Origin of the sequence: Streptomyces sp. NBC_00335 (assembly GCF_036127095.1) — a bacterium.
In the GTDB taxonomy this organism is placed as follows: Bacteria; Actinomycetota; Actinomycetes; order Streptomycetales; family Streptomycetaceae; genus Streptomyces.
Map to the genome: position 1 here is coordinate 5,901,094 of NZ_CP108006.1, position 21,273 is coordinate 5,922,366.

The following is a 21,273-nucleotide window of genomic DNA, read 5'->3' on the forward strand; positions in this document are numbered from 1 at the left end:
TGTCTGACGAACCGGTCTGTGAAGTGTCAGTCGCTGTCACTAACCTGTCCGCATGACTAGTCAGATGACCGTCGACGGCGGGGACGCACGCTCGCTCGACAAGGAACCGGGCCTCCCGCCGGTTCGTACGGGCCTCCGGGGCCACCCGTGGCTCACCCTGTTCGCCGTCGCGATCGGCGTCATGATGGTCACCCTCGACGGCACGATCGTCGCCGTCGCCAACCCGGCGATCCAGAAGGACCTCGGCGCCTCGCTCGCCGACGTCCAGTGGATCACCAACGGCTACCTGCTGGCCCTCGCGGTCTCCCTGATCACCGCGGGCAAGCTCGGCGACCGCTTCGGCCACCGCCAGACCTTCCTCATAGGCATCGCCGGGTTCGCCGTCTCCTCGGCGGCCATCGGCTTCTCCGACGGGGTCGAGCTCGTCATCGGCTTCCGCGTCGCGCAGGGCGTCTTCGGAGCGCTGCTGATGCCGGCCGCGCTGGGCCTGCTGCGCGCGACCTTCCCCGCCGAGAAGCTCAACATGGCCATCGGCATCTGGGGCATGGTCATCGGCGCCTCGACCGCGGCCGGGCCGATCGTCGGCGGCCTGCTCGTCGAGAACGTGAGCTGGCAGTCGGTCTTCTTCATCAACGTGCCCGTCGGCATCATCGCGCTCGCCTTCGGCCTGTTCATCCTGGTCGACCACCGGGCGGAGAAGGCCCCGCGCTCCTTCGACGTCCTGGGCATCCTGCTGCTGTCGGCCGGGATGTTCTCGCTGATCTGGGCCCTGATCAAGGCCTCCGAATGGGGCTGGGGGGACACCAAGACCCTGGCCTTCCTCGGCGGGTCGGTGCTGTGCTTCGTGGCCTTCGCCTTCTGGGAGAACTCCGTCTCCGAGCCGCTGATCCCGCTCGGGATGTTCCGCTCGGTGCCGCTGTCCGCGGGCACGGTGCTGATGGTCCTGATGGCCTTCGCGTTCATGGGCGGGCTGTTCTTCGTCACCTTCTACCTGCAGAACATCCACGGCATGAGCCCCGTCGACAGCGGCCTCCACCTGCTGCCGCTGACCGGGATGATGATCGTCGGCTCGCCGCTGGCGGGCCTGGCCATCACCAAGGTCGGCCCGCGGCTGCCGCTCGTCGCGGGCATGGTCGCCACCGCCGTCGCCTGCTTCGGGATGGCCCAGCTGACCCCGGGCACCTCCACCCTCACCATGTCGCTCTGGTTCGCCCTGATGGGCCTCGGGCTCGCGCCCGTCATGGTCGGCGCCACCGAGGTCATCGTCGGCAACGCCCCGCTGGAGCTCTCGGGCGTGGCCGGCGGACTCCAGCAGGCCGCCATGCAGGTCGGCGGCAGCCTGGGCACCGCCGTGCTCGGCGCGGTCATGGCCAGCAAGGTCGGCAGCGTCTTCGAGGGCAACTGGACCGGGGCCGGGCTGCCGCCGCTCACCCCGGAGCAGGCGGACCTCGCGGTGAAGGGCATCCAGGTCGGCATCTCCCCGGTCCCGGCGGGCACGCCGGAGCAGGTCGCGGCGACCATCACGGGGGTCGCGCACGACACGTTCGTGTCAGGGATGAGCACCGCCTTCACCGTCGCCGGCGTGGTCGCGGTACTCGCCGCGGTCGTGGCCGGCTTCACGAAGCGCGGCGAGAACGCGGCGGCGGGGGCGGGCGCGGCCCACATCTAGCCCCGCCCCGGCCGCCTGGCCGTGCACAGTGCCCCGCTGGCTCTGTGCCGCCGGCCGCGCGCCCGTGGCGGTCGAGGGGTCCCGGAGGCGTCAACTCCGGGGCCCCAGCAGCCCCGCCGGACGGTTCCGGCGGGGCTGTCGCCTATCAGGGTGGACCCGCTCGCGGCCCCTTCCGCCGGGACGTCCGCGCAGGTCAGCGTGGTGCGACGGAGCCTTCGGAAACGGTCCGGGGCCCGTACGTCCACCAGGAGTTGACCCGTCATGCGTACGTGGAACACCACTTTCTCCGGCCGCGCCGCCGCCACGGCCACCGTTCTCGCCGCCACCCTGCTGATCCCGGGCACCGCGGAATCCGCCCACGCGGCGGGCCGCGCCCCGGCGCAGGCTCCCCTGCAGGCCCGGACTCAGGCTCCGGCCCGGACCCAGGCCGCGGCCCGGGCCGATGCTCCGGCCCCGGTACGGGCCTCCGGGCGGACCAAGGCGAAGGGGCGGGCCGCCGGGCCGCCGGCGCTCGGGGCCTGCGCCACCGGGCAGCTGTGCCTGTGGGCGAAGCCCGAGTTCAAGGGCGCCCGCACGACCCACGAGCTGAGCACCCTCGACATCAACAGCTGCACCGCCCTGCCCGCCGGGACCACCGCCCAGTCCCTCACCAACCGGACCGGCCGCCCGGTGACCACCTACCAGTCGGCCGAATGCGCCGAGACCGGGGAGTTCCAGACCTACCCGGGCGACGGGGTGTGGCTGCCCCAGTCGCCCTACCAGGTCAGGGCGTTCAAGGTGTGGGAGCGCTGACGGCGCTGCCGTCGCCCGCCTGGACCGGTCCGCCCTGGGCGCCGATGCCCGCGCCCGGGCCGGGCTCCGGGGCGGGCCCCGCGGCCGTCGGGATCCCGTTGGACCCGGCGGACCCGGCGGACCCGGCGGACCCGGCGGACCCGGCGGACCCGGCGGACCCGCCGGACCCGCCGGACCCGCCGGACCCGCCGGACCCGCCGGACCCGCCGGACCCGGCGAACCCGCCGGACCCGGCGAACCCGGTCACCAGCGCGGCCCCGGCCGCCCCGGCCGCCCCGGCGGGAGCCGACCCGCCGAGCCGGGCGACCTCGCCGCGCAGCGCCCGTACCTCTGCCGTCAGTTCGGCGATCGCCGCCGTCTGGGCGCGCTCCACCCGGTCGTCGCGTTCGAAGCGGGAGATGAACCAGGCCGCGATGTTGGCGGTCACCACACCCAGCAGCGCGATCCCGGACAGCATCAGCCCCACCGCCAGCAGCCGGCCGAGCCCGGTGGTGGGGGAGTGGTCCCCGTACCCGACCGTCGTCATCGTGGTCACCGACCACCACAGGGCGTCCCCGAGGTTCTTGATGTTGCCGTCGGGGGCGTCCCGCTCCACGCTCAGCACCGCGAGCGAGCCGAACATCAGCAGCCCGACCACCGAGCCCGCCACGTACGTGGTGAGCCGGATCTGCGGGGCCATCCGCGCCCGCCGCCCCACCAGCATCAGCGTCGAGACCACGCGCAGCAGCCGCAGTGGCTGGATCATCGGCAGCAGCACCGCCGCCAGGTCCATCCAGTGGGTCCGTACGAAGGCCCTCTTGGACTGCGCCAGACCCAGCCGGACGAGGTAGTCGGCGGCGAAGGCGGCCCACACCACCCACTCGGCGCGCCTGCAGGCGCTGTGCACCGCCGGGCTGGCGTCGGGCAGGACGATGGGCACCGCGTAGGCCACGGCGAAACCCAGGGCGAGCACCAGCAGCGGGGTCTGCGTCCGGCGCTCCCACCGCGCCTGGGGAGAGGGTTGCTTCATGCGGAGCATCGTAAGGAACGAATAAGGGGCGCCGGGACAGGTGTCCCGGCGCCCCTTACGGAAGGGTGGCTGCTACGCGTCGCCGCCCGCCGCGCCCGGGTCGGCCGCCCGGACGTCCAGCAGCTGGTACCGGTCGATCGCCTGCTTCAGCGCCGAGCGGTCGATCTTGCCTTCCTTGGCCAGCTCGGTCAGCACCGAGAGGACCACCGACTGCGCGTCGATGTGGAAGAAGCGCCGGGCCGCGCCCCGCGTGTCCGCGAAGCCGAAGCCGTCCGCGCCCAGCGAGGTGTAGTTGCCGGGCACCCAGCGCGAGATCTGGTCCGGGACCGCCCGCATCCAGTCGGAGACCGCCACGAACGGACCCTCCGCGCCGGACAGCTTGGTCGTCACGTACGGGACGCGCTGCTCTTCCTCCGGGTGGAGCAGGTTGTGCTCCTCCACGGCGACGGCCTCGCGGCGCAGCTCGTTCCAGGAGGTCGCCGACCAGACGTCCGCCTTGACGTTCCACTCGGCGGCCAGGATGCGCTGCGCCTCCAGCGCCCACGGCACCGCCACGCCCGAGGCCATGATCTGCGCCCCGACGGCTCCCGAGGTGCCCTCGGAGATCCGGTGGATGCCCTTGAGGATCCCGTCCACGTCCACGCCGGCCGGCTCGGCCGGGTGCTGGATGGGCTCGTTGTAGACCGTCAGGTAGTAGAAGACGTCCTCGGCGTCGGGGCCGTACATGCGCCGCAGACCGTCCTTGACGATGTGCGCGATCTCGTACCCGTACGCCGGGTCGTACGCCACACAGCCCGGGTTCGTCGAGGCCAGCAGCTGGGAGTGGCCGTCGGCGTGCTGCAGGCCCTCACCCGTGAGGGTGGTCCGGCCGGCGGTCGCGCCGAGGACGAAACCGCGGGCCAGCTGGTCGGCCATCTGCCAGAACTGGTCACCCGTGCGCTGGAAACCGAACATCGAGTAGAAGACGTAGACCGGGATCAGCGGCTCGCCGTGCGTCGCGTACGCCGAACCCGCGGCGATCAGCGAGGCCGTGCAGCCCGCCTCCGAGATGCCGTCGTGCAGCATCTGGCCGGTCGGCGACTCCTTGTACGCGAGCAGCAGGTCGCGGTCGACGGCCTCGTACTGCTGGCCCAGCGGGTTGTAGATCTTGGCGCTAGGGAAGAACGCGTCCATGCCGAAGGTGCGGTACTCGTCGGGGGCGATCAGCACGAAGCGCTTGCCGATCTCCTTGTCCCGCATCAGGTCCTTCAGGATGCGGACGAAGGCCATGGTGGTGGCGATCGACTGCTGGCCCGAGCCCTTCTTGGCCGCGGCGTACGTGGCGTCGCCCGGCAGCTGGAGCGGCTTCGCGCGCACCACGCGGGTCGGCACGTAGCCGCCGAGCGCGCTGCGGCGGTCGTGCATGTACTGGATCTCGGGGGAGTTGCGGCCCGGGTGGTAGTACGGCGGCGCGCCGTCCTCCAGCTGGGCGTCCGTGATCGGGATGTGCAGGCGGTCGCGGAAGCGCTTGAGGTCGTCGGCCGTCAGCTTCTTCATCTGGTGGGTCGCGTTGCGGCCCTCGAAGTTCGGGCCCAGGGTCCAGCCCTTGACCGTCTGCGCGAGGATCACCGTCGGCTGGCCCTTGTGGGCCTTGGCCGCCGCGTACGCCGCGTAGACCTTCTTGTGGTCGTGGCCGCCGCGTCCGAGGTGCTGGATCTGCTGGTCGGTCATGTTCTCGACCATCGCCCGCAGCCGGTGGTCGCCGCCGAAGAAGTGGTCGCGGATGTACGCGCCCGTCTCGGTGGCGTACGTCTGGAACTGGCCGTCCGGGGTGGTGTTCAGCTTGTTGACCAGGATGCCGTCGCGGTCCTGGGCCAGCAGCGGGTCCCAGGAGCGGTCCCAGATCAGCTTGATGACGTTCCAGCCGGCGCCGCGGAACTGCGACTCCAGCTCCTGCATGATCTTGCCGTTGCCGCGGACCGGACCGTCGAGGCGCTGCAGGTTGCAGTTGACGACGAAGGTCAGGTTGTCCAGGTGCTCGCGTGCCGCGATGGAGAGCTGGCCGAGCGACTCGGGCTCGTCCATCTCGCCGTCGCCCAGGTACGCCCAAACGTGTGACTTGGAGGTGTCCGCGATGCCGCGGGCCTCCATGTACCGGTTCATCCGGGCCTGGTAGATCGCACCGAGGGGGCCGAGGCCCATCGAGACGGTCGGGAACTCCCAGAAGTCCGGCATGAGCCGCGGGTGCGGGTAGCTGGAGAGGCCGTACGGGGCCTTCGACTTCTCCTGGCGGAACGCGTCGAGCTGCTGCTCGGAGAGCCGGTCCAGGAGGTAGGCGCGGGCGTAGATGCCGGGCGAGGCGTGGCCCTGGAAGAAGATCTGGTCGCCGCCGTCGCCCTCGTCCTTGCCCCGGAAGAAGTGGTTGAAGCCCACGTCGTAGAGGGAGGCGGAGGAGGCGAAGGTGGCGATGTGACCGCCGACGCCGATCCCCGGGCGCTGGGCGCGCGAGACCATGACGGCCGCGTTCCACCGGGTGGCGTTGAGGACCTTGCGCTCGATCTCCTCGTTGCCGGGGAAGAAGGGCTCGTCCTTGGTGGCGATCGTGTTGACGTAGTCCGTGGAGCGCATCTCGGGCACGGCCACGCGCTTCTCGCGGGCCCGCTCCATCAGCCGCAGCATCAGGTAGCGGGCGCGCTCACGGCCCCGCTCGTCGACCGCGGCGTCCAGGGAGTCGAGCCACTCCTGAGTCTCTTCCGGATCGAAGTCCGGTACCTGACTCGGCAGGCCACCAATGATGATCGGATTGCGATCGGATGCGGAAGCCACGCTGTTCCTTCGCTGTCGGGGGAGTCGTGCTGAAGCTGCAACTGGGTCTCGCCGCCTCCCATGGTCTTACGCTCGGCAGAAATCGTCATCTTTACCGTTGGGTAATCCCTGGAGGTGGCGGGATTGTGCTGGCTGCGGCGACGACAACGCCCAAACCGCAACCTTACGCCCATGTCGATCAACCCCTTCGCAAGGCCGTTCGTCCCTCAAACAGGTGCGAAAGTCCCGAGGCCGTGCCGAATGAGGTGGAATGGTGTGGGATGAATCACCAGGGGTACATCCGGAAGGGCTGAAAGTTGCGGCGAGACGGCCGCAATCGTCACCGTTTCGACGGTCTCGGCGGCCGGGTACTTGCGCGATCCGCCGCGCCCGTGTGGACTACGCCCAATGCTGCGCGTACGCGCGCCGCCGAAGAACATTCACCGAACATGAGCAGGAGGCACCCCGTGAGCGCGACCGCGGACCACGCGGAGAACCTGGCCGCCAGGCTGGGTTTCCAGTCCGAACAGGTGGTCCAGGAGATCGGCTACGACGACGACGTCGATCAGGAATTCCGTGATGCCGTAGAGGATCACGTCACCGAACTCGTCGATGAGGACTACGACGATGTCGCAGACGCGGTTCTGCTGTGGTTCCGGGAGGACGACGGCGACCTGACGGACGCCCTGGTCGATGCGACCGAGCTGGTCGAGGACGGCGCACTGATCCTGCTGGTGACTCCCAAGACCGGCAAGGACGGTTTCGTCGAGGCCAGCGACATCAGCGAGGCCGCCGAGACCGCCGGCCTCTCGCTGGCCAAGGGTCTTCCCGTCGGCAAGGAGTGGACCGCCACCAAGCTGGCGACTCCGAAGACGGCCAAGTCCAAGCGCTGAGCCGCGCCCCGCAGCCATGCGGACACACGCACCCCGTTCGCCGGAAGCTTCCCGGTGGGCGGGGTGCGTGCGTTTCGCGGCGGACCGGCAGGGGCCGCGGGCGCGGCACGGCCACGAGCGGCGGACCCATGAGCGACGGACCCACGAGCGGGGGACCCATAAGGTGGGATCACCCGAACAGCCCAACGCAGGGATGCGGGACGAAGGGATGCGACAGATGGCGATCGAGGTCGGCAGCAAGGCCCCGGACTTCGAGCTCAAGGACAACCACGGCAGGGTCGTGCGGCTCTCCGACTTCCGGGGGGAGAAGGCCGTCGTGCTGCTCTTCTACCCCTTCGCCTTCACCGGCGTCTGCACCGGCGAGCTCTGCGAGCTGCGCGACCAGCTCCCGCGCTTCCAGAACGACGACGTGCAGCTCCTCGCGGTCTCCAACGACTCCGCGGCGACCCTGCGCGTCTTCGCCGAGCAGGAGGGGCTGGAGTACCCGCTGCTGTCGGACTTCTGGCCGCACGGGGAGGCCTCCCGCGCCTACGGGGTCTTCGACGAGGAGAAGGGCTGCGCGGTGCGCGGCACCTTCGTCATCGACCGTGACGGCATCGTGCGCTGGACCGTCGTCAACGGACTGCCCGACGCGCGTGACCTGAACGAGTACATCAAGGCTCTCGACAGCCTCTGAGTCCGTGTCGCAGGCTCATGGGCACGTGCCGCCAGGCACGCGGGCCCGTTCGCCTCGAATAAGCCCGTACAGGCGGGAACCCGTCACTAGGATCGAAACGTTGATCCGGTAGCAACCGCACGACGGGGCCCCGCCCCACACAAAACCTTATGGAGGACCCGTGGGAGTCAGCCTCAGCAAGGGCGGCAACGTCTCGCTGTCCAAGGCCGCGCCGAACCTGACCGCGGTCATCGTCGGTCTGGGCTGGGACGCTCGCACCACCACCGGCGTCGACTTCGACCTCGACGCCAGCGCGATCCTGGCCAACGACCAGGGCAAGGTCACCGGCGACTCGAACTTCGTCTTCTTCAACAACCTGAAGAGCCCCGACGGCTCGGTCGAGCACACCGGTGACAACACCACCGGTGAGGGCGAGGGCGACGACGAGGCGATCAAGGTGAACCTCGCCGGCGTGCCCGCCGACGTGGCCAAGATCGTCTTCCCGGTCTCGATCTACGAGGCCGAGAGCCGCCAGCAGAGCTTCGGCCAGGTCCGCAACGCCTACATCCGCGTCGTGAACCAGGCCGACAACACCGAGCTCGCCCGCTACGACCTGTCGGAGGACGCCTCGACGGAGACCGCCATGGTCTTCGGCGAGCTCTACCGCAACGGTGCGGAGTGGAAGTTCCGTGCCATCGGCCAGGGCTACGCCTCGGGCCTGCGCGGCATCGCGCAGGACTTCGGCGTCAACGTCTGAGCCTGCTCCACCCGAGCAGTCGTTCCATCCGTCCGGCGCCGTGCACTCGTGTGTACGGCGCCGGACCGGCTTTACGGCTCCGCCGGCCTCACCGCCTCACCGCGGTACGGCCGCACCGCCGTAGCGCTGCACGCCGCAGCGCTACACGCCGTACCGCCACACGCCGTACCGTCGCATCGCCACACCGCCACCGTCGTCCGGGGAGGACCACAACATGGGCGTCACACTCGCCAAGGGGGGCAATGTCTCCCTCTCCAAAGCCGCACCGAACCTCACCCGGGTTCTGATCGGCCTCGGATGGGACGCGCGCTCGACCACGGGCGCCGACTTCGACCTCGATGCCAGCGCACTGCTGTGCAGCAACGGCCGGGTGCTCGGGGACGAGTACTTCGTCTTCTACAACAACCTGAAGAGCCCCGAGGGCTCCGTCGAACACACGGGGGACAATCTCACCGGCGAGGGTGACGGCGACGACGAGTCGATCATCGTCGACCTGAGCAAGGTCCCGGCCGGTGTGGACAAGATCGTCTTTCCCGTCTCGATCCACGAGGCCGAGGCTCGCATGCAGAGCTTCGGCCAGGTCAGCAATGCCTTCATTCGCGTGGTGAACGAGGCGGACGGCCAGGAACTGGCCCGCTACGACCTCTCCGAGGACGCCTCCAGCGAGACGGCGATGATCTTCGGCGAGGTATATCGGTACGGGGGCGAATGGAAGTTCCGTGCGGTGGGGCAGGGGTACGCGTCGGGGCTCCGCGGCATCGCTCTAGACTTCGGGGTCAACGTTTCGTAAAGCCGTACAACACGATGGGATGCCAGTGGTTCTGAAAACCTTCGGCTGGTCGTTCGCAGTCACTGCGCTCGGACTGGTCGCAGCGGTGCTCTACGGGGGGTGGGAGGCCTTCGGGATCGTTGCGATCCTGTCCATCCTGGAGATCTCCCTGTCCTTCGACAATGCGGTGGTCAACGCCGGAATCCTGAAGAAGATGAATGCCTTCTGGCAGAAGATCTTCCTCACGATCGGTGTTCTCATCGCCGTGTTCGGCATGCGCCTGGTCTTCCCGATCGTGATCGTCGCGATCAGCGCCAAGATCGGACCGATCGAGGCCGTCGAACTCGCGGTGCGCGACCAGGACATGTACAAGCAGCTCGTGACGGACGCCCACCCGTCCATCGCCGCCTTCGGTGGCATGTTCCTGCTGATGATCTTCCTCGACTTCATTTTCGAGGACCGTGACATCAAGTGGCTCGCCTGGCTGGAACGCCCGCTCGCCAAGCTCGGCAAGATCGACATGCTGTCGGCGTGCATCGCGCTGATCGTCCTGGTCGTCACCTCGATGACCTTCGCCGTCAACGCGCACCAGCACGGCGGCACGCACGTGGACAAGGCGCAGACGGTCCTGATCTCCGGCATCCTCGGCCTGATCACCTACATGATCGTCGGCGGCCTCTCCGGCTACTTCGAGAACAAGCTGGAGGAAGAGGAGGAGCACGAGCACGAGGCCGAGGAGGCGGCGAAGAAGAGCGGCAAGCCCGTTTCCGCCGTCGCCATGGCCGGCAAGGCCGCGTTCTTCATGTTCCTCTACCTCGAAGTCCTCGATGCCTCCTTCTCCTTCGACGGGGTCATCGGTGCCTTCGCCATCACCAGCGACATCGTGATCATGGCCCTCGGCCTCGGTATCGGTGCCATGTACGTCCGGTCGCTGACGGTCTACCTGGTCCGCCAGGGCACCCTCGACGACTACGTCTACCTGGAGCACGGCGCGCACTACGCCATCGGCGCGCTCGCCGTCATCCTGCTCGTCACCATCCAGTACGAGATCAACGAGGTCATCACCGGCCTCGTCGGCGTCGTGCTGATCGGATGGTCCTTCTGGTCCTCGGTGCGCCGCAACAAGCGCCTGGAGCTGGAGGGTTCCACCGCCGACGCATGATCACGGCGGTAATGCGGAACGCTCAAGTGCGGGGCGGTCCGGCGGGTCCACGGACCTGTCGGGCCGCCCCGTCCGCATGTCGGGACGCCGGAGTGCCGGCATGCCGCCGGAGGACCAAGCAGGCCAAGGGATCAGGGGGGTTGTGGGGATGGGATTCTTCGACGGCATCAGGGGCAGCCGTGGCACGCAGTTCCAGTCGGGCAGTGCCTCGTCGAACGCGATCGAGCTGACCAAACGCCATCCGACGGTGTCGCTCACCAAACAGGGGGCGGTGCACGGCAATCTGCGCGTGAACCTCTCCTGGCGGATGCGGACCTCGGACATAGGAGGCCGCAGCGCGGGCCAGAGCGGGCAGCTCTTCCGGCATCCGTTCAAACTGTTCAAACCCGACATGGTGCAGGCGCACACCCAGGGCATGGTCAATGTCGACCTCGACATCGGCTGCCTCTACGAGCTGACCGACGGCACCCGGGGAGTCGTCCAGCCGCTGGGGAACCTGCACGGGGACATCAACAGCCCGCCATACGTCAAGCTCAGCGGGGACGACCGGTTCGGGGCGCCCTCCGGCGAGACGATCTTCGTCAATCTCGACCACGCCGAGGAGATCAAGCGGCTGCTGGTCTTCGTGTACATCTACGACCAGACCCCGGCCTTCGACCGGACGCACGCCCTGGTCACCCTCTACCCGATCACCGGGCCGCGCATCGAGATCCCGCTGGAGGAGCGCCACCCGCACGCCCGCTCCTGCGCCGTCGTCTCCCTGGAGAACGTCAAGGGAGAGCTGATCGTGCGGCGCGAGGTCACCTTCGTGTACGGGTTCCAGGCCGAGCTGGACCGGCTGTACGGGTGGGGCCTCCAGTGGGGCCGGGGCTACAAGACGAAGACCTGACGGAGGCGGACGGGCCGGCCGGGCCGCTCGGCCCGGCCGCCGCTCACCGGCGGATGAACTGCGGGCCCTGCGCCGGCAGCCGGAAGGCGGCGTCGCCGGCCGGGGCCGGCACCGGGGGCTGGGACACCGGCTGCGGGTAGCCGTAGGCGGGCTGGGAGACCGGCGGGGCCTGGGTGGGCGGAGCCGGGGTCGCGGGGGAGGCGGACGTGACCTGCCCCTGCCCCTGTGCCTGCCCCTGCTCCTGGGCCGCGGGGGCGTTCTCGTCCACGGAGATCCCGTGGTCGGTGGCCAGGCCCACGAGCCCGTTGGAGTAGCCCTCGCCGAGCGCGCGGAACTTCCACGCGTCGGCCCGCCGGTACAGCTCGCCGCAGATCAGCGCCGTCTCGGCGCCCGTTTCCGGCCGTACGTCGAAGTAGGCCAGCGGTTCGGAGACGCCGGTCGCGGTGGCGTCGTAGAGCAGGATCCGCAGGTCGTGGACCCGCTCGAAGGGGACGTCCTCGGCGGAGGCCACGACGAGGATCCGGTCCACGGCCGGGGTGACGGCCCTGAGGTCCGCCTGGACGGCGTCCGTGATCCCGTCGCCGAGCTGCTTCTTGCCGAGCCGCCAGACGGCCCCGGAGGGGTGGCGGGGCTGGTTGTAGAAGACGAAGTCCTCGTCCGAGCGCACGCGCCCGTCCGCTCCCACGAGCAGCGCGGAGGCGTCCACGTCGGGCACGTCGGGCCCTCCGGTCCAGCGCAGCACCGCGCGGACCGCCACGGCGGCCACGGGGATGTTGGAGCCCTTCTGCATCGCGTGCGTCATGCCGGTCATCCTGCCCTCCCGGGCGGGACCGGGACAATGCGGCCCCCCGTAGACCTTGTCCGGATCGCGAGACCTGGGCATGGTGCAAGAGGGTTACCTGGATTTCATGTGCTTGAGGAACTCTTGACTCGCGTTCGTACGTACTATTACCGGCCATGCCAGATCGGCCGCCGAGCCTGTACGGGGGAAGCACATGCGTCACTTCGGGCACGTATCGCCCATGGTCCGCAAGGACCTCTTCCACCAGGAGCCGGCCGAGTTCACCGCCGCCTCCCCCTCCGCCACGCTCGCGGCCGCCCTGGGAGCCACGCTCTACAGCCCGGCCACCCGGCCCCAGCTCGCCCGTGACATCCGCAAGCAGGCCGGCCTCGGAGTCGTCTCCATGGTCCTCTGCCTGGAGGATTCCATCAGCGACGCGGACGTGGCGGGCGGCGAGGAGAACCTCGTCCGGCAGTTCGCCGCCCTCCACGAGGACCCGGCGGAGCTCCCCCTGCTCTTCATCCGCGTCCGGGAGCCCGAGCAGATTCCCGACATCGTGCACCGGCTCGGCGGCTCGGCGGCGCGACTGGCCGGATTCGTGCTCCCCAAGTTCAGCGAGAGCCGGGGCATCGCCTTCCTCGACGCCGTCGCCCAGGCGGAGGCCGCGAGCGGACAGCCGCGGCTGTACGCGATGCCCGTCCTGGAGACCCCCGAACTGCTCCACCTGGAGACCCGGGTCGAGGCCCTCGCCGGTATCTCCCGCACGGTCAACAAGTACCGTGAGCGGGTCCTGGCGCTGCGCCTCGGCGTGACCGACTTCTGCTCCGCCTACGGGCTGCGGCGCACCCCCGACATGACCGCCTACGACGTCCAGATCGTCGCCGGGGTGATCGCCGACGTGGTCAACGTGCTCAGCCGCGCCGACGGCACCGGCTTCACCGTCACCGGGCCCGTGTGGGAGTACTTCCGCAGCCAGCAGCGCCTCTTCAAGCCGCAGCTGCGCCGCAGCCCCTTCCTGGAGGAGGGCGTCGAGGAGCTGCGCACCGCGCTGATCGAGCACGACCTGGACGGGCTGCTGCGCGAGATCGAGCTCGACCGGGCCAACGGGCTGCTGGGCAAGACCTGCATCCACCCCGCCCACGTCACCCCGGTCCACGCGCTCTCGGTGGTGTCGCACGAGGAGTTCAGCGATGCTCAAGACATCCTGCGCCCCGAGAGCGGAGGTGGCGGAGTGATGCGTTCCGCCTACACGAACAAGATGAACGAGGTGAAGCCCCACCGGGCCTGGGCCGAGCGCACCATGCTGCGCGCCGAGGTCTTCGGTGTGGCGAAGGAGGAGGTCGGCTTCGTCGATCTCCTCACGGCCGGGCTCCAGGTGTGAGCGGGCCGTTGACTGCGAAGAAGGGCAAGAAGATCGAAGCGGTGTGGTCGGGAACGTGGGTCGCGGACCGGCTGGGCGTGAGCCTGCAGGACGCGACGGGTACCGGGACCGGCGGGCCGGCGCTGGAAGACCTCCTCGGGCTGGCGCTGCGGCGCAACCCCAAGCGGGCCCACCTGCTCGTGTCCCGGGTGCTGGGCAAGCACGTCCCGCAGTCCCCGGCGGCCGTGTACGGCGCCGGGTACGGGCTCGGCGAGCGGGTCCGGGAGCTGCTGGGCGACGCGGAGGCGGCCTCGGCGGTGGTCCTCGGGTACGCGGAGACCGCGACCGGGCTGGGCCACTGCGTGGCCGACGGCCTGGGCAGCGCCCCGTACCTGCACTCCACCCGCCGCCCCGTGCCCGGCGTGGAGGCCGCGGGAGGCTTCGAGGAGGCGCATTCGCACGCCACCTCGCACCTGCTGCTGCCCGAGGACCCGAAGCTGCTCGCGGGCTCGGGTCCGCTGGTCCTCGTCGACGACGAGTTCTCCACCGGCAACACCGTCCTGAACACCATCGCCGACCTCCACGCCCGCCACCCGCGCGGCCACTACGTGGTCGTCGCCCTGGTCGACATGCGCTCCCCGGCCGACCGCGACCGCCTGGTCGCCTTCGCGCGGGAGCTGGGGGCGCGGGTGGACCTCATATCCCTGGCCTCGGGCACGGTCTCCCTCCCGGAGGGGGTGCTGGAGAAGGGGCAGGCGCTGGTGGAGCGGTACGAGGCGGAGGCCGCTTCGGCCGCTGCCGCCTCTGCCGGATCTCAGCCCGTGGCCGGCGAATCGCAGCCCGGGGGTGGGCAAAATCAGCCCCTGCGGCGTTTGAGCAGCGGGGTCCGGGGCAGCGCCCCGGCAGACGACCCGCACCCGACCACTCGCGTGGAACTGGACTGGCCGGCCGGGATACCCGACGGCGGTCGCCACGGCTTCACCCCGGCCCACCGGGAGCGCCTGGAGGCCGCCCTGCCGGCCATGGCGGACCGGCTCAAGGCCGCGCTCGGCGCGGCCCCCGCAAGGGTCCTCGTACTCGGCAACGAGGAGCTGATGTACGCCCCGCTGCGCCTCGCGCAAGCCCTGGAGGCGTCCGGCGCCGCTGCCGAAGTCCGCTTCTCCACCACCACCCGCTCGCCGGTGCTCGCCGTGGACGACCCCGGCTACGCGATCCGCACCCGCCTCGTCTTCCCCGCCCACGACGACCCGGCCGACGGCCCCGGAGACCGGTACGCGTACAACGTCGCCGGCACGGCCGGCACGGCGGACGCCGGCTTCGACGCCGTGGTCGCCGTCGTGGACTCGGCCGGGGATACCGCCGAGCTCCGTACCGGCCTGCTCGCGGCCCTCGCGCCGCACACCGGCCGGGTCCTGCTGGCGGTCATACCTTCGTACGTACCCGACCGGCAGGAGCCGATCATGACCGAGCCCCCGCGCGAAGCACTGGGCGAAGCACTGGGCGAACCACTGCGCGGGCCCGCCTTCTCCTCCTACGCCGCCGAGGACGTCGGCTGGCTGCTCCAGGACCTCTCCGACGTGGAGCTGGAAGCCCCGACGGAGGAGCGCGAGGAGGCCATCCAGGCGGGCGGCGCGCACTACGCGGAATCGCTGCCGGTGGAGTTCCAGCCGTCCCCGGAGTACCAGCAGCTCTACCAGAGCGCGCTGACCGCCTCCGCCGCCCGGATGGCCCGCGCCGTCGGAACCGTCACCGAGACGGTCCTCGCCGAGCGCTCCCCGTCCCCCGTCCTCGTCTCCCTCGCCCGCGCCGGAACCCCCGTGGGCGTGCTGATGCGGCGCTGGGCGCAGGCCCGGCACGGCCTGGACCTGCCGCACTACGCCGTCTCCATCGTGCGCGGCCGCGGCATCGACGCCAACGCGCTGCGCTGGCTGGCCGCCCACCACGATCCGGCCGACGTGGTCTTCGTCGACGGCTGGACCGGCAAGGGGGCCATCACCCGCGAACTGCGGGAGGCCCTGGGCGAGTTCGAGGGCTTCAACCCGGAGATCGTGGTCCTCGCCGACCCCGGCTCGTGCGTGGAGACGTACGGCACGCGCGAGGACTTCCTGATCCCCTCCGCCTGTCTCAATTCCACTGTTTCCGGACTGGTTTCGCGTACGGTGCTCAGGTCCGACCTGGTCGGGCCCGCCGATTTCCACGGCGCGAAGTTCTACCGCGAGCTCGCCGGGGCCGATGTCTCCGTCGCGTTCGTCGACACCGTCGCCGCGCACTTCGAGGAGGTGGCCGAGGCCGTGGACGCCGAGGTCAAGGAGCTCCTCGCCGCCGACCGCACGCCGACCTGGGTGGGCTGGCGGGCGGTGGAGCGGATCAGCGAGGAGTACGGCATCCACGACGTGAACCTGGTGAAGCCCGGCGTCGGCGAGACCACGCGGGTGCTGCTGCGCCGCGTGCCGTGGAAGATCCTCGCGCAGCGCGGCGCCGGGGCCGACCTGGACCACGTACGACTCCTCGCGGAGCAGCGGGGGGTGCCGGTGGAAGAGGTCGACGGCCTGCCCTACAGCTGCGTAGGACTCATCCATCCCCGATTCACGCGCGGCGCCACGGGCGCCGACGGAAAGGCCGTGGCCACCAAGTGACCGTTCTCGTAGCCAGTGACCTCGACCGTACGCTCATCTACTCGGCGGCCGCGCTCGGCCTGACCATGCCCGACCCGGTGGCCCCGCGGCTGCTGTGCGTGGAGGTGCACGAGAGCAAGCCGCTGTCGTACATGACGGAGACGGCGGCGGGGCTGCTGGCGGAGCTGTCCGCCGACCCGGGCGCGGTGTTCGTGCCGACCACCACCCGGACCCGCAAGCAGTACCAGCGCATCCGCTTCCCCGGACGGCCGGCGAAGTACGCGATCTGCGCCAACGGCGGCCAGCTCCTCGTGGACGGAGTCCCGGACCGGGACTGGCGCCGCCAGGTCGCGGCGCGGCTCGCCGCGGAGTCCGTGCCGCTGGAGGAGATGCACGCGCACCTGATGTCCGTCACCGACCCGGCGTGGCTGCGCAAGGCGCGGGTGGCGGAGGACCTGTTCGCGTACCTGGTCGTGGAGCGGGCCCTGGTCCCCGCGGAGTGGATCAAGGCGCTGACGGAATGGTCCGAGGCGCGCGGCTGGACCGTCTCGCTCCAGGGCCGGAAGATCTACGCCGTCCCGCGGCCGCTGACCAAGAGCGCGGCCATGCACGAGGTGGCCCGGCGCGTGGGGGCCACGAGCACGCTGGCCGCCGGGGACTCGCTGCTCGACGCGGACCTGCTGCTCGCGGCGGACACGGCCTGGCGGCCGGGCCACGGGGAGCTGGCCGACGCCGGCTGGACGGCTCCGCACGTGACGGCGCTGGCCCAGGCGGGCGTACTGGCCGGTGAGGAGATCGTGCGCGCGTTCACCCGCGAAGTGGCCCGACTGGGTGCACCGGCCGCCTGACCTTGGGCACACTGGCCCCATGACCAAGGGCAACAGCACGAAGATCACAGACGAGCTCTACCAGTACGTGCTCGCGCACAACCCCCCGCTGGACGAGGTCCAGCGGGGGCTGGTGGCGACCACCTACGAGGTGTTCCCGGACTCCGCCGGAATGCAGTCGGCGGAGGAGCAGGGGCCGCTGCTGGCCTTCCTGGTCCGGCTGACCGGTGCACGCCACATCGTGGAGATCGGCACCTTCACCGGCTTCTCCTCCCTGTCGATGGCGCAGGCCATGCCGGCGGACGGACGCCTCATCGCGTGCGACGTCTCGGAGGAGTGGACGGCGTACGCGCGCGAGGCCTGGGCGAAGGCCGGGGTCGCGGACCGCATCGACCTGCGGATCGCGCCCGCGATCGAGACGCTGCGCGCGATGCCGGCGGAGCCGCACATCGACATGGTCTACATGGACGCCGACAAGCAGAGCCAGATCGCCTACTGGGAGGAGCTCGTACCGCGGCTGCGCCCGGGCGGTCTCCTCGTCACGGACAACACGCTGTACCACGGCACGGTGCTGGACCCGGCGGCCACCGGCGGGGCGGCGGGGGTCCAGGCCTACAACGACCACGTCGCGGCGGACCCCCGCATGGAGTCGGTGCTGCTGGCGATCTCCGACGGCATCACCCTGTCCCGCAAGCGCTAGCCGCAGCCGCCCCCACCGCAGCAGCCTCCGCCACCGCCACCCATGGGCGCGGCGGGGGCTGCGCTGGTCCCGCCGACGGCGACGGCGGAGAGCAGCCTGACGGTATCGGCGTGCCCGGCGGGGCAGTCGGCGGGCGCGGAGGACTCGGCCATGGGCCGGCTGACCTCGAAGGTGTCTTCGCAGGTCCGGCAGCGGAATTCGTAACGGGGCATGCGGTACAGGCTACGCAGTGGCGACCGGCCTCCGGAATCCCCGCGCGCCGGATCCGGGGTGCGGATGGGCCGGCCCTGCGGGGCGAGGTCCCCTACCCGCCCTTCGCCCGCTCCCCGGGGCCTGCCCGGACCCCGGTCCTCACACCGCGGACGGGCTGGATTTGCCACTGCGCGGCAAAATTCAGCCTCGCCGGCGTTTGAGGCGCGGGGTCCGGGGCGGAGCCCCAGGGGGTCCGGGCGCAGCCCGGGGCCCTTCCAGCCCGTCCGGCGTCTGAGGACCGGGGTCCGGGCAGCGCCCGGGGAACGGTGGAAGGGCGGGTAGGGGACTCCGCCCCGCAGGGCCCCCGGAACCGGCGGAGCCGGGCCGCACCCCCGTGTCGGCCAGGCCCCGCCGGGGCTCAGCGGACCACCGTGCCCGCCGGGGCGGACAGGAGACCGAGCTCCGCGCGCGTGGGGGCGCCTTCCCAGTCGCCCCGCGAGGCCACCGCGAAGGCGCCCGTGGTGACCGCCCGGTCCAGGCGGGCCTCCGCGGTCGACCCGTCGAGGAACGCCGAGAGGTAGCCCGCCACGAACGCATCGCCGGCGCCGACCGTGTCGACCGCGCGGACGGGCCGCGCCGGGGCGTGCACCGTCCGGCCGTCGTCCGTGTAGGCCGTCGCGCCGGCGGCGCCGAGCTTGACCACCACCTCGCCGACCCCGAGGGCGAGGAGCTCCTTCGCCTGGGCGGCCGGGTCACCCGGCCCCTCCGCCGGGAGGCACAGGGGGAGTTCGTCGTCGGAGGCGATGAGCACGTCCACCGACGGCGCCCACCCGCGCAGCACCTCCGCAGCCTCCTCCGAGGACCACAACCGGGACCGGAAGTTCACGTCCAGGCAGACCAGCGCCGAGTGCTCGGCGGCGAGCCGCAGGGCGAGGGCGCAGGCCGAGCGCGCCGAGCGGGAGAGCGCCGGGGTGATCCCGGTCAGGTGCAGGACCTTCGGCGGGGCCGCCCTGAAGGCCCGCTCCAGGGAACACGCCTTGAGGCGGGAGCCCGCCGAGCCCGCGCGGTAGTAGTGCACCCGCGTCACCTCCGGCAGCCTCGGCTCCGCGAGCATCAGCCCGGTCGGGGCCCCGCCGTCGTCGAAGGAGGCTCCGCGGACGTCGACGCCCTCGGCACGCAGGGTCCGTAGGACCAGCTCACCGGCTTCGTCCTCGCCGACCGCACCCGCCCAGCGGACCGCGTGCCCGAGCCGGGCCAGACCGATCGCGACGTTCGACTCGGCGCCCGCGACGGAGACCTCCATGGACCCACCGAGGCGCAGCGGCCCGCTACCGCGCAGGGCGAGCATCGTCTCCCCGAAGGTGAGGACCTCGGGTGCGGTGACGGTCCCGGTCACGGTCATGGGCCCGGTCACGCGCAGGCCGCCTTGAACTCCGCCGCCCGGCGCCGCAGCGCGGACAGGTCGCCGCCGTCGGCCGCGTCCCCGATCAGCGGGGAGCCGATGCCGACCGCCACCGCGCCGGAGGACAGGTACTCGGCCGCGGCGGCCGAGTCCACCCCGCCGACCGGTACGAACGGCAGGTCGGGGAAGGGGGCGCGCAGGGCCCGCAGGTACGCCGGTCCGCCGATCGTGCCGGGGAACAGCTTGAGCGCGGAGGCCCCCGCCGCGTCGGCCGCGATGACCTCGGTCGGGGTGATGACCCCGGCCAGTACCGGCAGCCCCTGCCGGACGGATTCGTCCACGCCGGCGCCGAGCCCCGGGGTGACCATCAGGTTGGCCCCGGCGTCGGCGGCCCGCTGGGCGTCCTCGGCGGTGAGGACCGTGCCGGCCCCCAGCCAGGCCTCGTCGCCGAGCTCCTTGCGGGCCCGGACGATGACGTCCAGCGCGTCGATCCCGCTGAGGGAGACCTCGATGAGCGGGACGCCCTCCTCGACGAGGGTCATGACGGTACGGAAGGACGCCTCCGCGTCCCGTCCGCGGACGATGGCGACGAGCCGCTCCTGTCGCAGCGCTGCGCCGAACTCCATGGGAATGCCTGCCTTCTGATGTGTGGGGGGTGGGGGGGTGGGGATCCTGCCGGGTGGTGGTGGGGGCTCACCACTCGGCGAAGGAGCCGTCTTCGTGGCGCCACACCGGGTTGCGCCAGGTGTGGCCCTTCTTGTCGGCGGCGCGGACGGCCGCCTCGTCGACCTCGACGCAGAGGCCCGGCCGCTCCGTGCGGACCAGGGAGCCCGTGTCGAAGCGGAACGGCTCGGGGTCGGTGACGTAGTCGAGGAGCTCGGCGCCCTGGTCATAGGGGATGCCGATCGACTGTTGCGAGATGGGGCTCATGCGGCCGCAGCCGTTCATCTTGACGGCCGTGAAGCCCGCCTCGATCTGCCGGACCAGCGCGCCCTCGATCCGCATCGGGACCTGGCCGATCAGGTACTCGGACAGCACCTCCACGGCCGCGCACACCGGCTCGGCACGCCCTTCGACCACGGGTTCGCCCCAGCCGACGACGCCGTCGCCGGTTTCCACGCGTACGAACATCCGGCGCGGCGGCGCCATGAACGTCTCGATGCGGGTGATCTTCACTGCGGACGGTGTCCTCTCCTGTGCAAGGGGTGGCAGGACGGTGTCGGCGGGCTCTAGGGGCGGTCGCTCTACGGGCGGTTGCTCTACGGGTCGTCGCTCTACGGGTGGTTGCTCTACGGATGGTCGCGCTGGGCCATGTCGAGGAGGTCGAGCACGGCCATGTAGGCGCCGTCCGGGTCCCCGGCCCGAATCTGGTCGACCACGGCCTGGTGGATCGCGTGCGGGTGCTCGAAGTCCCCCTCGTGCACAGCCCGGTCGCGTTCCACGAGGGCCGGGATGATCACCCGGTACATCTGCGTGAAGAACAGGTTGTGCGAGGCCGTCAGCAGCGCCAGGTGGAACGAGGCGTCCGCCCGTACGTGCGGCACCGGATCGGAGCCGCTCGCCGCCATCGCCGTCAGTGCGGCGTCCAGCGCGGCCAGGTCCTGTACGGTCGCCCGCTCGGCGGCCAGTGCGGCCGCGGCCGGCTCTATCGCGCGGCGCAGGTCCAGCAGGTCCGAGAAGAAGCAGACGGGCGGGCCGCCCGCGAGCTTCCAGCGCAGGACGTCGGCATCGAAGAGGTTCCAGTCGGCGAGCGGCCGCACGAAGGTGCCGCGCTTCTGGCGGGCGTCGAGCAGACCCTTGGCCATGAGCACCTTGATGGCCTCGCGGAGCACGGTCTGGCTGACGTCGAGTTCCTCGAGGAGGTGGGGGAGGTCGAGCGTGGCTCCCTCTCCGTAGGTGCCGTCGAAGATCCTGCGCGCCAGCTCCTCCACGGCCGCCTTGTGGACCCCGCGGCCGGCGTACGCGGCTTCACCTCCACCCATTTCGTGCTTCCCTTTTCGTGCAGATGGGACTTTAG

Annotated in this window: 19 protein-coding genes and 1 pseudogene; 12 read left to right on the forward strand and 8 right to left on the reverse strand. The window is 71.1% G+C overall.

Annotated elements, in window-relative coordinates:
* Positions 1-52: 52 nt before the first annotated feature.
* Together OHA37_RS26610 and OHA37_RS26615 are read left to right on the forward strand one after the other, a co-directional pair.
* Positions 53-1,669 (forward strand): MFS transporter, encoded by a 1,617-nt coding sequence (locus OHA37_RS26610; RefSeq protein ID WP_266909084.1) that lies wholly within the window; start codon positions 53-55, stop codon positions 1,667-1,669.
* A 261-nt stretch (positions 1,670-1,930) separates the two neighbouring features.
* Positions 1,931-2,461: a peptidase inhibitor family I36 protein gene (locus tag OHA37_RS26615; protein WP_266909085.1), complete on the forward strand. Its 531-nt coding sequence runs from the start codon at positions 1,931-1,933 to the stop codon at positions 2,459-2,461.
* Positions 2,462-2,717: 256 nt separating this feature from the next.
* Here OHA37_RS26615 and OHA37_RS26620 read toward each other — a convergent pair.
* Together OHA37_RS26620 and aceE are read right to left on the reverse strand one after the other, a co-directional pair.
* Positions 2,718-3,470: pseudogene (locus OHA37_RS26620) on the reverse strand (potassium channel family protein); the annotation flags it as partial.
* Between the two features lie 72 nt (positions 3,471-3,542).
* On the reverse strand, positions 3,543-6,275 hold the full coding sequence (aceE, locus tag OHA37_RS26625; RefSeq protein ID WP_266909086.1) for a pyruvate dehydrogenase (acetyl-transferring), homodimeric type: 2,733 nt from the start codon (positions 6,273-6,275) through the stop codon (positions 3,543-3,545).
* 446 nt (positions 6,276-6,721) lie between these two features.
* On the opposite strand from aceE, the gene OHA37_RS26630 reads away from it, so the two are divergent.
* The 6 genes from OHA37_RS26630 (at position 6,722) to OHA37_RS26655 (ending at position 11,379) form a co-directional block, all read left to right on the forward strand.
* Positions 6,722-7,147, forward strand: a complete 426-nt coding sequence (locus OHA37_RS26630) for a DUF3052 domain-containing protein (protein ID WP_243329420.1) — start codon at positions 6,722-6,724, stop codon at positions 7,145-7,147.
* Positions 7,148-7,364: 217 nt separating this feature from the next.
* The gene (locus tag OHA37_RS26635; RefSeq protein ID WP_266909087.1) at positions 7,365-7,823 is read left to right on the forward strand and encodes a peroxiredoxin; all 459 of its coding nucleotides are present in this window, start codon (positions 7,365-7,367) and stop codon (positions 7,821-7,823) included.
* Between the two features lie 160 nt (positions 7,824-7,983).
* A complete protein-coding gene (locus tag OHA37_RS26640; protein WP_266909088.1) occupies positions 7,984-8,559 on the forward strand; it encodes a TerD family protein in 576 nt (191 codons plus the stop codon).
* Between the two features lie 214 nt (positions 8,560-8,773).
* The gene (locus tag OHA37_RS26645; protein WP_266909089.1) at positions 8,774-9,349 is read left to right on the forward strand and encodes a TerD family protein; all 576 of its coding nucleotides are present in this window, start codon (positions 8,774-8,776) and stop codon (positions 9,347-9,349) included.
* 25 nt (positions 9,350-9,374) lie between these two features.
* Positions 9,375-10,490, forward strand: a complete 1,116-nt coding sequence (locus OHA37_RS26650) for a DUF475 domain-containing protein (protein WP_266913111.1) — start codon at positions 9,375-9,377, stop codon at positions 10,488-10,490.
* 148 nt (positions 10,491-10,638) lie between these two features.
* A complete protein-coding gene (locus OHA37_RS26655) occupies positions 10,639-11,379 on the forward strand; it encodes a TerD family protein (protein WP_250745558.1) in 741 nt (246 codons plus the stop codon).
* 43 nt (positions 11,380-11,422) lie between these two features.
* On the opposite strand, the gene OHA37_RS26660 is transcribed toward OHA37_RS26655, so the two are convergent.
* Entirely contained in the window at positions 11,423-12,181 is a 759-nt protein-coding gene (locus OHA37_RS26660; RefSeq protein WP_266909090.1) for a TerD family protein, read from the reverse strand.
* A 193-nt stretch (positions 12,182-12,374) separates the two neighbouring features.
* On the opposite strand from OHA37_RS26660, the gene OHA37_RS26665 reads away from it, so the two are divergent.
* From OHA37_RS26665 to OHA37_RS26680, 4 genes are read left to right on the forward strand one after another with little or no spacing between them, the layout of a single operon-like run.
* Entirely contained in the window at positions 12,375-13,541 is a 1,167-nt protein-coding gene (locus OHA37_RS26665; RefSeq protein ID WP_266909091.1) for an HpcH/HpaI aldolase/citrate lyase family protein, read from the forward strand.
* Between the two features lie 8 nt (positions 13,542-13,549).
* Positions 13,550-16,156 (forward strand): phosphoribosyltransferase, encoded by a 2,607-nt coding sequence (locus tag OHA37_RS26670; RefSeq protein WP_443046220.1) that lies wholly within the window; start codon positions 13,550-13,552, stop codon positions 16,154-16,156.
* Positions 16,153-16,983: an HAD family hydrolase gene (locus tag OHA37_RS26675; protein WP_266909093.1), complete on the forward strand. Its 831-nt coding sequence runs from the start codon at positions 16,153-16,155 to the stop codon at positions 16,981-16,983. Before OHA37_RS26670 ends, OHA37_RS26675 begins: the two co-directional genes overlap by 4 nt.
* 19 nt (positions 16,984-17,002) lie before the next feature.
* On the forward strand, positions 17,003-17,662 hold the full coding sequence (locus tag OHA37_RS26680; RefSeq protein ID WP_266909094.1) for an O-methyltransferase: 660 nt from the start codon (positions 17,003-17,005) through the stop codon (positions 17,660-17,662).
* Here OHA37_RS26680 and OHA37_RS26685 read toward each other — a convergent pair.
* From OHA37_RS26685 to OHA37_RS26705, 5 genes are all read right to left on the reverse strand, one after another.
* Positions 17,659-17,874: an FmdB family zinc ribbon protein gene (locus OHA37_RS26685; protein WP_266909095.1), complete on the reverse strand. Its 216-nt coding sequence runs from the start codon at positions 17,872-17,874 to the stop codon at positions 17,659-17,661. The genes OHA37_RS26680 and OHA37_RS26685 overlap by 4 nt on opposite strands.
* A gap of 398 nt (positions 17,875-18,272) precedes the next feature.
* Positions 18,273-19,256, reverse strand: coding sequence for a sugar kinase (locus tag OHA37_RS26690; RefSeq protein WP_266913113.1), 984 nt, complete (start codon positions 19,254-19,256; stop codon positions 18,273-18,275).
* A gap of 8 nt (positions 19,257-19,264) precedes the next feature.
* The gene (locus OHA37_RS26695; RefSeq protein WP_266909096.1) at positions 19,265-19,882 is read right to left on the reverse strand and encodes a bifunctional 4-hydroxy-2-oxoglutarate aldolase/2-dehydro-3-deoxy-phosphogluconate aldolase; all 618 of its coding nucleotides are present in this window, start codon (positions 19,880-19,882) and stop codon (positions 19,265-19,267) included.
* A 67-nt stretch (positions 19,883-19,949) separates the two neighbouring features.
* Positions 19,950-20,432, reverse strand: a complete 483-nt coding sequence (locus tag OHA37_RS26700; protein ID WP_266909097.1) for a hypothetical protein — start codon at positions 20,430-20,432, stop codon at positions 19,950-19,952.
* Positions 20,433-20,545: 113 nt separating this feature from the next.
* The gene (locus OHA37_RS26705) at positions 20,546-21,238 is read right to left on the reverse strand and encodes a FadR/GntR family transcriptional regulator (protein ID WP_266909098.1); all 693 of its coding nucleotides are present in this window, start codon (positions 21,236-21,238) and stop codon (positions 20,546-20,548) included.
* Positions 21,239-21,273 lie beyond the last annotated feature (35 nt).

Bases quoted from the DNA above. Each gene is read 5' to 3' on its own strand.
- OHA37_RS26665 (WP_266909091.1), top strand. From the start codon at position 12,375: ATGCGTCACTTCGGGCACGTATCGCCCATGGTCCGCAAGGACCTCTTC.
- OHA37_RS26655 (WP_250745558.1), top strand. From the start codon at position 10,639: ATGGGATTCTTCGACGGCATCAGGGGCAGCCGTGGCACGCAGTTCCAG.
- OHA37_RS26635 (WP_266909087.1), top strand. From the start codon at position 7,365: ATGGCGATCGAGGTCGGCAGCAAGGCCCCGGACTTCGAGCTCAAGGAC.
- OHA37_RS26645 (WP_266909089.1), top strand. From the start codon at position 8,774: ATGGGCGTCACACTCGCCAAGGGGGGCAATGTCTCCCTCTCCAAAGCC.
- OHA37_RS26695 (WP_266909096.1), bottom strand. From the start codon at position 19,882: ATGGAGTTCGGCGCAGCGCTGCGACAGGAGCGGCTCGTCGCCATCGTC.
- OHA37_RS26685 (WP_266909095.1), bottom strand. From the start codon at position 17,874: ATGCCCCGTTACGAATTCCGCTGCCGGACCTGCGAAGACACCTTCGAG.
- OHA37_RS26615 (WP_266909085.1), top strand. From the start codon at position 1,931: ATGCGTACGTGGAACACCACTTTCTCCGGCCGCGCCGCCGCCACGGCC.
- OHA37_RS26680 (WP_266909094.1), top strand. From the start codon at position 17,003: ATGACCAAGGGCAACAGCACGAAGATCACAGACGAGCTCTACCAGTAC.
- OHA37_RS26705 (WP_266909098.1), bottom strand. From the start codon at position 21,238: ATGGGTGGAGGTGAAGCCGCGTACGCCGGCCGCGGGGTCCACAAGGCG.
- OHA37_RS26660 (WP_266909090.1), bottom strand. From the start codon at position 12,181: ATGACGCACGCGATGCAGAAGGGCTCCAACATCCCCGTGGCCGCCGTG.
- OHA37_RS26690 (WP_266913113.1), bottom strand. From the start codon at position 19,256: ATGACCGTGACCGGGACCGTCACCGCACCCGAGGTCCTCACCTTCGGG.
- OHA37_RS26610 (WP_266909084.1), top strand. From the start codon at position 53: ATGACTAGTCAGATGACCGTCGACGGCGGGGACGCACGCTCGCTCGAC.